Genomic DNA, 14278 nt, shown 5'->3' with positions numbered 1-14278 from the left:
GCGATGGCGTTCATCGCCACCGCGCATCGCGCGCGGCTTGGGCGCGGCCGGCTTTTGCGCCAGAATCGCCGGGTTCTCCCCGCACGGAATCCCGATGGCCCGCAAGATCGTCGCCCACAAGTCCCGCATCCACGGCAACGGCGTGTTCGCCGTGGCACCCATCGGCAAGGGCGAGCGGATCATCGAGTACAAGGGGCGCCGGCGTACCCACGCCGAGGTCGATCGCAGCAACGCCGGCGACGCCGAGAGCGGGCACACCTTCCTGTTCACGCTCAACGAGCGCTACGTGATCGATGCCACGGCGGAGGGCAATACCGCGCGCTGGATCAACCACAGCTGCGAGCCCAACTGTCAGGCGGTGCTGGAGGAGCATCCGGGACGCGACCGGCGCCTGGACCGGGTGTTCATCGAGGCCATCGCCGACATCGCCCCGGGCGAGGAACTCACCTACAACTACGGCATCACCCTGGCCGAGCGTCACACCCCGCGGCTGAAGAAGATCTGGGCCTGCCGCTGCGGCTCGCCGCGTTGCACCGGCACGTTGCTGCAGCCCAAGCGCTGACGCGGCGGTAACACCCGGTTCACGGCCGCGGGACATCGCCGGCGCCAAGGTGGGGCCTCGTCCATTGCGAGGAGGTTCCCATGGCGCACGATCTCGACGGCAAACGCGTGGCGGTGCTGGCCACCGACGGTTTCGAGCAGTCCGAGCTGGAGGAGCCCAGGCGCCTGCTGCAGGCGCGCGGGACGAAGGTGGACGTGGTCTCGCCCAAGGACGGCGACGCCATCCGCGGCTGGCTGCACGGCGACTGGGGCCGCCCGGTGGCGGTGGATGTGCCGCTGGCCAAGGCCCGCGTGGCCGACTACGACGCGCTGGTGCTGCCGGGCGGAGTGATCAACCCGGACACGCTGCGCCGCGATCCGGAAGCGGTCGCCTTCGTCCGTGCCTTCGCCCAGGCCGGCAAGCCGGTGGCGGCGATCTGCCACGGTCCCTGGATGCTGGTGGAGAGCGGCCTGGCGAAGGGACGCAAGGTCACCTCGTGGCCGTCGCTGAAGACCGACCTGGCCAATGCCGGCGGCGAGTGGCAGGACAGCGCGGTGGTGGTGGACGGGCAGGTGATCACCAGCCGCAAGCCCGACGACATCCCCGCCTTCGCCGAGGCGGTCGCCACGGCGCTGCAGGCCGAGTGAGGCGCGCTCAGCGCGGCTGCAGCAGCTGCGGCGGCACCAGCGCCTGGATGTCGCGGTCGAACCGCACCACCAGGCGGCCGCCGTCCACGCCGGCGTCGCGCACCTGCAGCGTGCCCATCAGCGCGGCGGCACCGGCGGGCAGGCGGTAGACCGGCTCGCGGCGGGCGTAGTCGACCAGCCAGGCATTGACCAGCTTGCGCGTCTGCGCGTCCAGCTGGCCGTCGCCGTTGGCGGCGACGAAGCCGTCCACGCTCGGCGATTCCAGGAAGAAGGCCTGGCGCTGGCCGTCGTAGCGCAGCGCGCTGCTCATGCGGACCCGGCCCAGCGGGGTCGCGGTACCGCCGGCCGGCGCTAGGGCCAGGTCGAACTGCAGGTCGGCGCGATCGCCCGGGGGCAGCGCCACCGCGGGCCGGCTGACGGTCAGCGCCAGCAGGCCGCGGACGACGTCGCGGGTCTGCGGGAACTGCGCCTGCAGGTAGCCGTCCACGTCGCCGGCATCGACGCTGAGGCGATCGCCCTCCACCCGCGGCGTGGCCAGGGCGGTGCCCGGCAGGCACGCGAGTGCGGCCGACACGGCCAGCAGCCATGCGAGGATCGGGGGCGGGCGATGGAACAGGGCCATGGCAAGATTCCTGGTGGGCACGCCGCACAGGGTGCGCGCGAGCGGTGAACCCGGCATTAGCGCTCAGTCCAGGTGCGGCCGCAGCGAGGCGGAGGTGATCTCCCAGCCGCTGCCGTCCAGGCGCCGGTGCAGGCGGTACCAGCCGCCGGCGCGCAGCAGCCCCTGGGCGGTGTCGGCGCTCAGTTCCACCGGGATTTCCAGGGTGTCGGCGGGCAGTTGCCGGTCCAGCGGCCTGGCCTGGCCGGTGACCACGCGCATGCGCTGCACCTGCGGCCAGGCGCGCACGATCGCATCGTCCGGTTGCGGCGGCGGCCGGCCTCCGCTCCAGAACGCATTGCCGTCGCGACGCTGCTGCAGCAGTGCCTGGAAATAGGCATGCACGGTCCGCGCGGCTTCGCGCGCCTCCGGGGCGGGCACGACGGCCAGCACCGGCGTATCGGCAGGTGCGATGGTCGCACTGGTTTCGGCGGCGGCCCCGACGGCGGCCGCATCGCGGGGGCGGGCGGCGGTGGCGTCGCGGTCGTGCGGCTGGCAGGAGCAGCCGACGGCGAGCAGGGGCAACAGCAACGCGGCGGCTTTGCGCATGGGACTCTCCGGCGGCAGGCGCGCCAGTCTATGCGCTGGCCGTGTCCTGGCGGTGCCCGTCGGCCGGCGCGGGGGCATCCAGGCAGGCGGCCAGCGCCGCCAGCGGGGGCGGCAACCGCGATGCGTCGAGGCTGTCCAGCAGCAACAGGCCGATGGTAAGCGCGACGCGCTCGTCGCCGGCCATGCCGCGCAGGCGGTGGTCGGCCTCGAGCTGGCGCATCCAGTCGCGCGTGCTGGCGCGTTCGAATTCGATGCTGCAGCGGCCGCTGCAGGGCAGGCCGTCGCTGCGGACCGGCGTGACGGTGATGCGGTAACGATGGCGTGGCATGCAGGCACCACCCGGTGTGCTTCGGTGGCGACCACCTTAGCCGTGCCGGCCGGCGCGGGTGAGGGGGATGGTCGCGACGCTGCGTTCCAGCCGGGGCCGGATACGAAAACGGGACGGCGGTTGCCGTCCCGTTCCAGGTCCCGATCCGCTCGGGATCAGAGCGCGGCGTCCTTGAGCTTCTTGAGCGGGCGCACCTTGAGCTTGGTGGTGGCCGGCTTGGCGGCGAACACCTGCTCCTGCTTGGTGAACGGGTTGATGCCCTTGCGCTTCGGCTTGGCCGGCACGTGGACCGAGGTGATCTTCAGCAGGCCCGGCAGGGTGAAGGCGCCGGCGCCCTTCTTGTGGACGGACGCATGGATGGTGCTCTCCAGGGCGGCCAGCACGGCACGCACGTCCTTGGCGGCCACTTCGGTGGTCTCGACGATGTGCGCGACCAGACCGGACTTGGTCAGCGCTTCCTTGATCGGCTTGAGGGGGGCCGGCTTGGCGGCAGCCTTGCTGGCGGCTTTCTTCGCTGCTTTCGGGGCAGCCTTGGGAGCGGTCTTTGCCATGATTTCCTGTTCCGTGAACGGTTGTTGTTGGTCGTGCCGACCACCGTCGGCAAGGCGAAATGTAGGCCAAGCCACTCCCCCCGCCAATAGGAAAGCCGCAAAAAAACGCGGAAATCGCCGGATTCCGACCGGCGGCGCCGCCGCGACACGTCGGCGTAACGCGATCTGCCCTAGCGTGCGCCTTCCCACCGCAACCGCAGGAGTTCCGCACATGGGCATTTCCCGACACGCACTGGCCCACTGGGAAGGCGACCTCAAGCATGGCCAGGGCAGCCTGAGCACGCCCGAGAGCGGGCTGCTGGACAAGGCGCCCTACGGTTTCAACACGCGCTTCGGCGATGCCAAGGGCACCAACCCGGAGGAGCTGATCGCCGCCGCCCACGCCGGCTGTTTCACCATGGCCCTGTCGGCCAAGCTGAGCGGGGAAGGGTTCGCGCCGACGGCGCTGGACACGCGCGCGGAGGTGGACCTGTCGATGGACGGCGGCCCGCAGCTGTCGCAGATCCGGCTGAAGGTCACCGCCAAGGTGCCGGGCATCGATGCGGCCAAGTTCCGCGAGATCGCCGAGGACGCCAAGCAGAACTGCCCGGTGTCCAAGGCGCTGAGCGCGGTGCCGATCAGCCTGGAGGCCGAACTGGCCGGCTGAGCGCCATGCGGGACGGCGGCGCGGCGGGACGCTAGCATGGCCGCCGCCGTCCTTACGCGGAAAACCGCCATGCCCGCTCGCCTGTTGGCGCTCGCCTGCGCCTGCCTGATGCCCCTGGCCGCCGCGGCGGCCGATCTCCACCTGCTGACCGCCGCGCAGGTCCTGACCTCCGATCCACGGCAGCCCACGGCCACCGCGCTGGTATGGGACGAGGGCGGGCGCGTGGTCGCCGTCGGCGATGCCGCCGCGCTGCAGCAACGCTATCCGCAGGCCGCGCGCATCGACGCCGGGACGGCCACGGTGGTGCCGGGGCTGATCGATGCCCACGGGCACGTGATGTACCTGGGCTATGCGCTGATGCAGGCCGATCTGACCGGCGCGCGCGACACGGCCGAGGTGGTCGCGCGCCTGCAGGCCTATGCCAGGACGCTGCCGGCCAATGCCTGGATCCTGGGCAACGGCTGGGACCAGAACGACTGGCCGGGCCAGCGCTTCCCGACCGCGGCCGAGCTCGACGCCGCCTTCCCCGACCGGCCGGTGTGGCTGGACCGCGTCGACGGCCACGCCGGCTGGGCCAACTCGCGCGCCATCGCGCTGGCGCAGGCGCATGCCGGGCGTGCGCTGTCGGGCGACTGGCAGCCCGACGGCGGGCGCATCGAGCGCGATCGCGACGGCCGTCCCAGCGGGGTGTTCGTGGATGGCGCGATGGACCTGGTCGCCGCGGTCGTGCCGGCCCCCGACGAGGCCTATCGCGAGCAGGCGCTGGACAAGGCGCTGGCGGCGATGGCCCGCGACGGGCTGACCGGCGTGCACGACATGGGCACCTCGCGCGAGGACCTGGCGCTGATGCGCCGCTTCGCCGACCAGGGGCGGCTGACCGCGCGCATCGACACCTATGCCGACGGCGGCAACGCCGCGCTGGCGGACCTGTGCGCGCACGGCCCGTACACCCACCCGGGCGGGCGCCTGGAGATGCACGGGGTCAAGCTGTTCATGGACGGCGCGCTCGGTAGCCGCGGCGCGGCGCTGCTGGCCGACTACAGCGACGATCCCGGCAACCGCGGCCTGTTCGTCACCGACCCGAAGCGCTATGCCGAGCTGGTCGCCCAGGCGCGTTCGTGCCACCTGCAGGTGGCCACCCACGCCATCGGCGACCGCGCCAACCGCACGGTGCTGGATACCTACCAGCGCGTGCTCGGCACCGCGGCCGGCAGCGACCACCGCTGGCGCATCGAGCACGCCCAGGTGGTCACCCTGGAGGACATCCCGCGCTTCGCGCAGCTGGGCGTGATCGCCTCCATGCAGCCCACCCACGCGACCTCGGACATGCCGTGGGCGGAGCAGCGCCTGGGCCACGAGCGCCTGCTCGGCGCCTATGCCTGGCAGCGCTTCCTGCAGTCCGGGGCACGCCTGGCGCTGGGCTCGGACTTCCCGGTCGAATCGCCGGACCCGCGGCTGGGCCTGTACGCCGCGGTGACCCGCCAGGACGCGCAGGGCCAGCCGCCGGGCGGCTGGTTCCCCGACCAGCGCCTGAGCGCGGCCGAGGCGTTGCGCGGCTTCACCGCCGACGCGGCCTGGGCCGGTTTCGACGAGGACAAGGTCGGCATGCTCAAGCCGGGCCTGCGCGCCGACTTCGTGATCCTGGACCGCGATCCGCTGGCGGTGCCGGCTGCGCAACTGGACCAGATGCAGGTGCTGTCCACCTGGGTGGACGGCCAGGCGGTCTATCGCCGCGCGCCGTGACGCAGCCGCGCCGTCGCCCCGATCCGTGGCGGCGCACGGCGCCGGCGAGCGCTCAGGGCGTGGCGGCCGGCGGGTTGCGGCACCAGGCGGCGAAGGCCGCCGCGGTATTGTCGAATCCCTTCGCCCGCGCCAGCTCCCACGGCCGTTCGCACTGGCCGGTGCCCTCGCACCAGGCGTAGCCGGCCGAGCCGATGCAGCCGTGGGCGTCGCGGTCGGACCCGGGCGCGGGCAGGGCGGCGTGATCGTCGCGGTCCGGGGGCGGTGGCGTCGAGCATCCGGCCAGGGCGGCCAGCACGGCGAGGGCGGGCAAGGCGAGGGCACGGGCGGGCATGGTCGGTTCCTTCCTGCGGGACATGGGCCGCCAGTATGCCCGTCGCGGCGTGGGCTACCAGTCGATCGTGCCGCGCACCACGGTCCGCACGCGGCCGCCCGACCAGACCTGGCCGGCAGCGTCGAGGGCCAGGTCCAGGCGAGCGTCGAAACCGATCTCGCGGCCCTGGCTGACCGTGTAGCGGCGCGCGCCGGCGGGCAGCGCCCCGCGTTCGTCCAGCCACGCGGCCAGGACCGCGTTGGCGGCGCCGGAGGCGGCATCCTCGAAACGCCGGCCGTTGCCGACGAAGGCGCGCACGGCGAAGGCATAGGGCTGGCCGGCGCCGGCGCGGGCGTAGGCGAACACGCCCATGCTGGCGCTGGCCGCGGCCAGCGCGGCGATGGCCTCCCAGTCCGGGCGCAGGGCGCGCAGGGTGCTCTCGTCGGCGACTTCCACCAGCCACCAGCGCCGTCCACCGTCCATCAGCACCGGCGGCAGCGGGCCCCGGGCCCAGCCGGCGGTCGCCGTGGCGAGCCGGGCATCGTCGTGGCCGGCGATCTCGGCCACCGCCGCGCGCGGCGTGCGGATGGCGATGCTGCGCTGCTCGCCGCTGCCGTCGATGCGCAGCGGCAACAGGCCGGCGATGCCGTCCTGTACCAGGTGCCGGCCCAGGACGGCGTCGTCGCGCGGCGCGGCCAGGCCGGCTTCGAGCGCGGCATGCGCGGTACCGACGCTGGGATGGCCGGCGAAGGGCACTTCCTGCTGCGGACTGAACATGCGCACGCGATAGTCGCTGCCCGGCGTGGCCGCCGGGAACAGGAAGGTCGTCTCCGGCAGGCCGGTCCAGCGGGCGATGGCCTGCATCGCCGCCTCGTCCAGGCCGGCGGCGTCGAGCACCACCGCCAGCGGATTGCCGGCGCCGGCATGGGGCGAGAACACGTCGAGCTGCAGGAAGGGACGCTGGGCCATGGTCCGTAGCCGTGCGGAAAGGGGAGGCATTGTAGGAGTGCCCGCGAGGATGCGTCGCGGCGAGGGCCGGGGCGACCAGCACGATGGGCCGGCCGCCCCGGTCCGGCCGGCCACGCGCCGCGCCGCGCCGGTGCCGGTGCCGGCTGGCCCCGCGCGCGGGGCGATCACCAGTGCAGCCGGCCCTCGATCACCGGCTGCACCTGGCCGCCGATCCAGACCTCGTCGTCCTCGTCCACGCGGATCTCCACGTGGCCGTCGCGGCCGAGCTCGCGTCCCTGGCTGGCCACATAGCGGCCGCCGCGGCCGGGCAGGCGCCCGCGCGCCTGCAGCAGCGCGGCCACCAGCGCGTTGGCGCTGCCGGTGACCGGGTCCTCGGCGATGCCGGCGCCCGGGGCGAAGGCGCGCAGCACCAGCTGGTGGCCATCGCCCTCGGCCGGCGCGAAGACGGCGAGCTTGCCGCTGCGCGGCAGCGCGGCGATCGCCGCCAGGTCCGGCTGCAGGGCGCGCAACGCGGCCTCGCCGGCCACTTCCAGCAGCCACCACTCCGGGCCGTTGCTCCACAGCGACGGCTCGTCGACGGCGATGGCGGCCAGTTCCGGCGCGAGGACCGCCGGCGCCACCGCCAGCTGGCGGGCGGCGGGGCTGCGCACCGACACCACGCGCCGGCCGGGGTCCCCGCTGGCGCGGACCGGCAGCAGGCCGGCCGCGCACTGCTGCAGCAGTTGCCCGCCCGCGCCCGGCGCGGCGGCCAGGCCGGACTCGATCGCCAGCCAGGCCGCGCCGACGCTGGGATGGCCGGCGAAGGGCAGCTCCATGCGCGGGGTGAAGATGCGGATGCGGTAGTCCGCGCCGGCCTGGTCCGGCGGCAGGAAGAACACGGTCTCCGACAGGTTCAGCCAGGCCGCCAGGGCCTGCATCGCGGCGGTGTCCAGGTCCTGGGCCTGCGGCACCACGCCGAGCGGGTTGCCGGTGCCGGGACGGGCGGCGAACACGTCCAGTTGCAGATAGGGTCTCTCGGGCATGGTTGCAGGGGAAAACAAGGCCACGGAGACAGCGGAGCTTGGCATAGAATCGCAGGTTCCGCCCGGCACGCCGGGTTTTTCTTCGCTTCCCGTTTCCCGCTCTCCCCCCCCCAACGCAGACCCGTTTCCATGGCCTCTTCCCCCCTCGTCGATCGCTGGATCGTCCTCAAGTTCGGCGGCACCTCGGTGTCGCGTCGCCATCGCTGGGACACGATCGGACGGCTGGTGAAGAAACGCGCGGACGAGACCGGCGGGCGCGTGCTGGTGGTGGTCTCGGCGCTGTCGGGGGTGACCAACGAACTGACCGCGATCGCCGACGGCGCCACCGACAGCCGCCAGCGCGTGGCCGCCCTGGAAACGCGCCACCGCGAGTTCCTGGCCGAGCTGGAACTGGATGCCGAGGCGGTGCTGGGCGCGCGCTTGGCCGTGCTGCGCGCGCTGCTGGACGACCCGCGCGCCGCCACCCGGCCGCTGGACTGGCAGGCCGAGGTGCTCGGCCAGGGCGAGCTGCTGTCCTCCACCCTCGGCGCGGCCTACCTGCGCGCACAGGGCCTGGACATGGGCTGGATGGACGCGCGCGACTGGCTCTCGGCGCTGCCGCCGCAGGCCAGCCAGAGCGCCTGGTCGCAGCGCCTGTCGGTGAACTGCCAGTGGCAGTCGCAGGACGACTGGAAGGCCGGCTTCGCCGCCCAGCCCACGCGCCTGCTGATCACCCAGGGCTTCATCGCCCGCCATGCCGACGGCGGCACGGCGATCCTCGGCCGCGGCGGCTCGGACACCTCGGCCGCGTACTTCGGCGCGCTGCTCGGCGCGTCCAAGGTGGAGATCTGGACCGACGTGCCCGGCATGTTCAGCGCCAACCCGCGCGAAGTGCCCGATGCGCGCCTGCTGACCCGCCTGGGCTATGCCGAGGCGCAGGAGATCGCCACCACCGGCGCCAAGGTGCTGCACCCGCGCTCGATCAAGCCGTGCCGCGACGCCGGCGTGCCGATGGCGATCCTGGACACCGAGCGGCCGCAGCTGCCGGGCACCCTGATCGACCGCAGCGCCGCCACCGTGGCCGGGGTCAAGGCGATCAGCCGGCGCAACGGCGTGGTGCTGGTGTCGGTGGAGGACATCGGCATGTGGCAGCAGGTCGGCTACCTGGTGGACGTGTTCGCGCTGTTCAAGAAGCACGGGCTCTCGGTGGACCTGATCGGCACCTCGCAGACCAACGTCACCGTCTCGCTCGATCCCAGCGAGAACCTGCTCAGCGACGACGTGCTGGCGGCGCTGGCCGCCGACCTGGAGAAGATCGGCCGGGTCAAGGTGATCGCGCCGTGCGCGGCCATCACCCTGGTCGGGCGCGGCATGCGCTCGCTGCTGCACAAGCTCACCGGCGTCTGGGACACCTTCGGCCGCGAGCGCGTGCACATGATCAGCCAGTCGTCCAACGACCTGAACCTGACCTTCGTCATCGACGAGGCCGCCGGCGAGGGCCTGATCCCGGTGCTGCACGCGGCGATGATCGAGTCCGGCGCGATGCCGGTGCACGAGCCGGAGGTGTTCGGCCCGCGCTGGCGCGACATCCTCGGCCAGGTGCGCCCGCGCCCGGTGCCGTGGTGGCAGGGCGAGCGCGAGCGGCTGCTGGCGCTGGCCACGGCCGGCACGCCGCGCTACGTCTACCACCTGCCCACCGTCCGCGCGCGCGCGCGCCAGCTCGCCGCGGTGGCCGCGGTGGACCGGCGCTACTACGCGATCAAGGCCAACAGCCACCCGGCGGTGCTGCGCGCCCTGGTGGACGAGGGTTTCGGCCTGGAGTGCGTGTCGCTGGCCGAACTGCAGCTGGTGTTCGCCACCCTGCCGCAGCTGGATCCGGCGCGGGTGCTGTTCACCCCCAGCTTCTGCCCGCACGAGGAGTACGCGGCGGCGTTCGCGCTCGGCGTGCACGTCACCGTGGACAGCGTGGAGGCGCTGCAGGACTGGCCGGCGCTGTTCCGCGGCCGCGAGATCACCCTGCGCATCGACCTGGGCCACGGCGACGGCCACCACGTCAAGGTCAACACCGGCGGCAAGCAGTCCAAGTTCGGGCTGGCGGCCTCGCGCGTGGATGCCTTCGTCGAGGCCGCGCGCGCGCTGGAAGCGCGCATCACCGGCCTGCACGCGCACCTGGGCTCGGGCGTGGAGACGCGCCAGCACTGGAAGCGCATGTACGACGAGCTGGCCGGCTTCGCGCGCCGCATCGGCAGCGTGCGCACCCTGGACATCGGCGGCGGCCTGCCGATCCCGTACACCGAGGACGACGAGCCGTTCGACCTGCAGGACTGGGGCGAGGGCCTGGCCGAGATGAAGGCGCTGCACCCGGCCTTCGAGCTGGCCATCGAGCCGGGCCGCTTCCTGGTGGCCGAGGCCGGCGTGCTGCTGGTGCATGCCACCCAGGTGATCGAGAAGGACGGCATCGTCCGGGTCGGCCTGGATGCCGGCATGAACGCGCTGATCCGGCCGGCGCTGTACGACGCCTGGCACGACATCGCCAACCTGCAGCGCCTGGAGGAGCCGCGCGACGGGGTGTTCGACGTGGTCGGCCCGATCTGCGAATCCTCCGACGTATTCGGCCACCGCGTGCGCCTGCCGGCCGGTACCGCCCCGGGCGAGGCGATGCTGATCGCCGATGCCGGCGCCTACGGCTACACCATGGCGTCCACCTACAACCAGCGCCCGCTGCCGGCCCAGGACGTGCTCGATGCGCCCGGTGCCTGAATACGTGCTCGGCAGCGTGCTGGCCGCGGCGGCGTGCTGCGCCGGCCTGCTGCTGGCCACCGGCGGCGCCGGCGCCGACCTGCTGCGCTGGCTGCCGCCGGCGCTGCTGGCGGCCCTGCTGGGCGCAATGCTGGTTTCAGCGTGGCAGCGCCGCCGCGCCGCCCGGGCCAGCGCCGGCGGCCTGGCCTGGCGCGCGGTGCTGGCGGCGATGGCGGTGTACCCGGGCGTGCTGGCGCTCTACGCGGCGGCGATAATGGCGGGGACCGAGCACCTGCCGGCGGCCTCGTTCGCGCAGTTGCTGCTGCTGCTCGTCGTCCTCGGCTGCATGCGCATGCTGTGGGCGGTCATCCCGTATTCCGTGTTCCAGTACCTGCTGTGCCGGCGCTACCAGCGCCGCACGGCGCTTCCCGCGCAGGACCGTACATGAGCGTTTTCGACAAGCACCAGGTCACCCGTTTCCGCTTCGTCCGCTGCGGCTTCGACGCCGCCACCGGCGTGGCGCAGCTGGCCTATGCCTTCGACGACGGCGCCGAGATGGTGGAGACGGTGAGCTTCCCCGGGGCGCCGTTCGCGCTGGACGGCGCACGCGCGGCGGCGGTGGAGCGCGCCCTGCGCCTGCTGCACCTGATCGCCGGGGTGAGCTACTACAAGGCCGCGGTGCCGCCGGTCATCGAGATCGACGGCTACGCCATCGACGCGGCGACCGCCGCGCTGATGGAGCGCATCTACGTCAACGGCCTGGGCGAATTCGCCTACCGCAACGGGTTGGACCTGCACGGGCGCATCCGCTTCCCGGCCACCGCGCTGGAGGAAGCGGCCGACGCCGCGCCGGCCGCGGTGGCCGAGCCGCAGGCGCCGGTGCTCGGCCTGCGTGCGCATGCGCTGACCGCCATCGGCGGCGGCAAGGATTCGCTGGTGACCATCGAGGCGCTGCGCCGGCTCGGGGTGGCGCAGACGGTGACCTGGATCGGCGGTTCGCAGCTGATCCGCGCCTGCGCCGAGCGCACCGGCCTGCCGCTGCTCAACATCGGCCGCCAGCTGGCGCCGGAGCTGTTCGAGCTCAACCGCCAGGGCGCGTGGAACGGCCACATCCCGGTGACCGCGGTGAACTCGGCGATCCTGGTGCTGGCCGCGCTGCTGGTCGATGCCGACCAGGTGGTGTTCTCCAACGAGCGCTCGGCCAGCTACGGCAGCCAGATCCCCGGCACCGGCGAGGTCAACCACCAGTGGTCCAAGGGCTGGGACTTCGAGCGCGGCTTCGGCGAGTACGTCGAGCAGCGCATCGCCGCAGACCTGCACTACTACTCGCTGCTGCGGCCGCTGTCGGAGCTGGCCGTGGCGCGCCAGTTCGCGCGCAGCGACCGCTACGACGACTGCTTCTCCAGCTGCAACCGCAACTTCCACATCCTCGGCGAGCGCCCCGCGCACCGCTGGTGCGGGGTATGCCCGAAATGCCACTTCGTGTTCCTGGCGCTGGCCCCGTTCATGCCCAAGACCCGGCTGGTGGGCATCTTCGGACGCAACCTGCTCGACGAGGATAGCCAGGCCGCCGGCTACGACGCGCTGCTGGAATTCCACGACCACAAGCCGTTCGAGTGCGTGGGCGAGGGCCGCGAGTCGCGCGCGGCGATGGCCGCGCTGGCGGTGCGCCCGGAGTGGAAGCAGGACGTGCTGGTCTCGCGCTTCCGCCACCTGATCGAGCCGCAGCTGGAGGCCGGGGCGCTGGCGCTGGAACCGTTGCTGGTGCCCGAGCAGGAGCATCGCATCCCGGCCACGCTGTGGGAGCGCCTGCGTGCGGATTTCGCAGCTTGAGGGCAAGCGCGTCGCGCTGTGGGGCTGGGGCCACGAAGGCCATGCCGCCTGGCGCGCGATCCGCGCACGCCTGCCGGCGCTGCCGCTGACCCTGTTCTGCGGCGCCCACGAGGCCGAGGAGGCGCGCGCGCTGGGCGATGCCGCGCTGGACGTGCGCACCGGCGTGGACGGGCCGGCCCTGGCCGCGTTCGAGGTGGTGGTCAAGTCGCCGGGCATCAGCCCGTACAAGCCCGACGCGGTGTATGCCGCCGCCCACGGGGCGCGGCTGGTGGGCGGCACCTCGCTGTGGTTCGGCGAACACGCCGGCAGCGACGGCATCGTGGCGCATTGCGCCTGCGTCACCGGCACTAAGGGCAAGAGCACCACCACGGCGATGCTGGCGCACCTGCTGCGCGCCGCGGGGCATCGCACGGTGCTGGCCGGCAACATCGGCCTGCCGCTGCTGGAGGTGCTCGACCCGCACCCGGCCCCGCAGTACTGGGCGCTGGAGCTGTCCAGCTACCAGACCCCGGACGTGGCGCCCTCCGGCGCCCGGCCGGAAGTCGCGGTGGTGCTGAACCTCTACCCCGAACACCTGGACTGGCACGGCAGCGAGGAACGCTACATCGCCGACAAGCTGTCGCTGGTGACCCGGGCGCGGCCCGTGCATGCCGTGCTCAACGCCGCCGACCCGCGCCTGGCCGCGCTCGACCTGCCCGGCAGCCGCATCCACTGGTTCAACACCGACGCCGGCTGGCACCTGCGCGGCGAGGACCTGTACCGCGGCGATGCCTGCGTGCTCGACACGCGCGAGCTGCCGGTGCCGGGCCACCAGAACCGCAGCAACCTGTGCGCGGTGCTGACCGCGATCGAGGCGCTGGGCCTGGACGCGATGCCCCTGGCCGGCGCCGCGCGCAGCTTCCAGCCGCTGCCCAACCGCCTGCAGGCGCTGGGCGAGCGCGACGGCGTGCTGTACGTCAACGATTCGATCAGCACCACCCCGCACGCCAGCCTGGCCGCGCTCGACTGGTACCGCGGCCGCCGCGTCGTGCTGCTGGCCGGCGGCCACGACCGCGGCCTGGATTGGCACGACTTCGCCGGGCACATGGCCCACGGCGACGCGCCGCTGGGCATCGTCACGATGGGCGCCAACGGCCCGCGCATCCACGACCTGCTGGCGCCGCTGGCGCGGGAAGGGCGCTTCCGGCTGGAAGCGGCCGCCGACCTGGCCGACGCGGTCGCCCGCGCCCGCGCCCTGCTCGGTGCGGAGGGCGGCGTGGTGCTGCTCTCGCCCGGCGCGCCGAGCTTCGGCCCGTACCGCGACTATGTCGCGCGCGGCCGCCATTTCGCCGAACTGGCCGGCTTCGACCCGCAGGTGATCAGCGCCATCCCGGGCCTGGGCGCGGGCTGACGCCGGCAGCGACGCGGCCGGCGATCCCGCGGCGCGGTACCGTCGTCCCGGATCACGAGGAGACGCGGCCGGGATAGACCGGCTGGATTTACGCATTGGCGCCCGAGGCCGCGCAGCGCTCGATCCCGCTGCGCCGCGACGGCTATCTCCGCTTGCGTTTCCCGCAAGCCGGTCGCACGGGGGCCATCGTGGACTGGTCCTGGCGACCGGCTGGCTTTCCACCCGGCGCCGGAGGCGGTGCAGCGCCCGATCCCTTCGCGGCGCGTCGGGTCGTCTTCGCTCGCCTTTCCTGGAAGTCGGTCGCACGGGGGGCGTCGTGGGCCGGCTCTGGCGACCAGCTGGCTTTCCACCCGACGCCGGAGGCGGTGCAGCG

At 73.3% G+C, this 14278-nt stretch carries 15 protein-coding genes; 8 read left to right on the top strand and 7 right to left on the bottom strand.

The window, feature by feature from the left end:
* Window positions 1-94: 94 nt before the first annotated feature.
* On the top strand, window positions 95-562 hold the full coding sequence (locus tag BN3794_RS09960; protein WP_066096780.1) for an SET domain-containing protein: 468 nt from the start codon (window positions 95-97) through the stop codon (window positions 560-562).
* 80 nt (window positions 563-642) lie between these two features.
* Entirely contained in the window at window positions 643-1188 is a 546-nt protein-coding gene (locus BN3794_RS09955) for a type 1 glutamine amidotransferase domain-containing protein (RefSeq protein WP_066096777.1), read from the top strand.
* Window positions 1189-1195: 7 nt separating this feature from the next.
* Here the strand turns inward: BN3794_RS09955 and BN3794_RS09950 are convergent, their stop codons facing one another.
* The 4 genes from BN3794_RS09950 to BN3794_RS09935 all read right to left on the bottom strand — a co-directional run bounded on the left by BN3794_RS09950 (window position 1196) and on the right by BN3794_RS09935 (window position 3274).
* A complete protein-coding gene (locus BN3794_RS09950; RefSeq protein WP_066096774.1) occupies window positions 1196-1810 on the bottom strand; it encodes a DUF1439 domain-containing protein in 615 nt (204 codons plus the stop codon).
* A gap of 63 nt (window positions 1811-1873) precedes the next feature.
* Window positions 1874-2395, bottom strand: a complete 522-nt coding sequence (locus tag BN3794_RS16380) for a hypothetical protein (protein WP_066096771.1) — start codon at window positions 2393-2395, stop codon at window positions 1874-1876.
* A gap of 28 nt (window positions 2396-2423) precedes the next feature.
* Complete coding sequence (locus BN3794_RS09940) at window positions 2424-2723, bottom strand: DUF3861 family protein (RefSeq protein ID WP_066096768.1); 300 nt, start codon at window positions 2721-2723, stop codon at window positions 2424-2426.
* 155 nt (window positions 2724-2878) lie between these two features.
* Entirely contained in the window at window positions 2879-3274 is a 396-nt protein-coding gene (locus BN3794_RS09935) for an HU family DNA-binding protein (RefSeq protein ID WP_066096765.1), read from the bottom strand.
* A 211-nt stretch (window positions 3275-3485) separates the two neighbouring features.
* On the opposite strand from BN3794_RS09935, the gene BN3794_RS09930 reads away from it, so the two are divergent.
* The gene (locus BN3794_RS09930; protein WP_066096762.1) at window positions 3486-3920 is read left to right on the top strand and encodes an OsmC family protein; all 435 of its coding nucleotides are present in this window, start codon (window positions 3486-3488) and stop codon (window positions 3918-3920) included.
* A 69-nt stretch (window positions 3921-3989) separates the two neighbouring features.
* A complete protein-coding gene (locus BN3794_RS09925) occupies window positions 3990-5663 on the top strand; it encodes an amidohydrolase (RefSeq protein ID WP_066096759.1) in 1674 nt (557 codons plus the stop codon).
* Window positions 5664-5715: 52 nt separating this feature from the next.
* On the opposite strand, the gene BN3794_RS09920 is transcribed toward BN3794_RS09925, so the two are convergent.
* The 3 genes from BN3794_RS09920 to BN3794_RS09910 form a co-directional block, all read right to left on the bottom strand.
* Window positions 5716-5994: a peptidase gene (locus BN3794_RS09920; protein ID WP_066096756.1), complete on the bottom strand. Its 279-nt coding sequence runs from the start codon at window positions 5992-5994 to the stop codon at window positions 5716-5718.
* Between the two features lie 54 nt (window positions 5995-6048).
* Window positions 6049-6942 (bottom strand): PhzF family phenazine biosynthesis protein, encoded by an 894-nt coding sequence (locus tag BN3794_RS09915; protein ID WP_066096753.1) that lies wholly within the window; start codon window positions 6940-6942, stop codon window positions 6049-6051.
* 164 nt (window positions 6943-7106) lie between these two features.
* Window positions 7107-7964, bottom strand: coding sequence for a PhzF family phenazine biosynthesis protein (locus BN3794_RS09910; RefSeq protein ID WP_066096751.1), 858 nt, complete (start codon window positions 7962-7964; stop codon window positions 7107-7109).
* 129 nt (window positions 7965-8093) lie between these two features.
* On the opposite strand from BN3794_RS09910, the gene BN3794_RS09905 reads away from it, so the two are divergent.
* Genes BN3794_RS09905 through murD form a run of 4 tightly spaced genes read left to right on the top strand, consistent with a single transcriptional unit; the run spans window position 8094 to window position 13905 of the window.
* Window positions 8094-10703, top strand: a complete 2610-nt coding sequence (locus tag BN3794_RS09905; RefSeq protein WP_066096749.1) for a bifunctional aspartate kinase/diaminopimelate decarboxylase — start codon at window positions 8094-8096, stop codon at window positions 10701-10703.
* On the top strand, window positions 10687-11130 hold the full coding sequence (locus BN3794_RS09900; protein WP_066096746.1) for a hypothetical protein: 444 nt from the start codon (window positions 10687-10689) through the stop codon (window positions 11128-11130). Before BN3794_RS09905 ends, BN3794_RS09900 begins: the two co-directional genes overlap by 17 nt.
* Window positions 11127-12515, top strand: a complete 1389-nt coding sequence (gene murL / locus BN3794_RS09895) for a UDP-N-acetyl-alpha-D-muramoyl-L-alanyl-L-glutamate epimerase (protein WP_066096742.1) — start codon at window positions 11127-11129, stop codon at window positions 12513-12515. Before BN3794_RS09900 ends, murL begins: the two co-directional genes overlap by 4 nt.
* A complete protein-coding gene (gene murD / locus BN3794_RS09890; protein WP_066096739.1) occupies window positions 12496-13905 on the top strand; it encodes a UDP-N-acetylmuramoyl-L-alanine--D-glutamate ligase in 1410 nt (469 codons plus the stop codon). Before murL ends, murD begins: the two co-directional genes overlap by 20 nt.
* The last annotated feature ends 373 nt before the right edge of the window (window positions 13906-14278 follow it).

The organism is Xanthomonas massiliensis, assembly GCF_900018785.1.
GTDB lineage: Bacteria > Pseudomonadota > Gammaproteobacteria > Xanthomonadales > Xanthomonadaceae > Xanthomonas_B > Xanthomonas_B massiliensis.
This window is presented reverse-complemented; position numbering and strand designations above follow the sequence as displayed.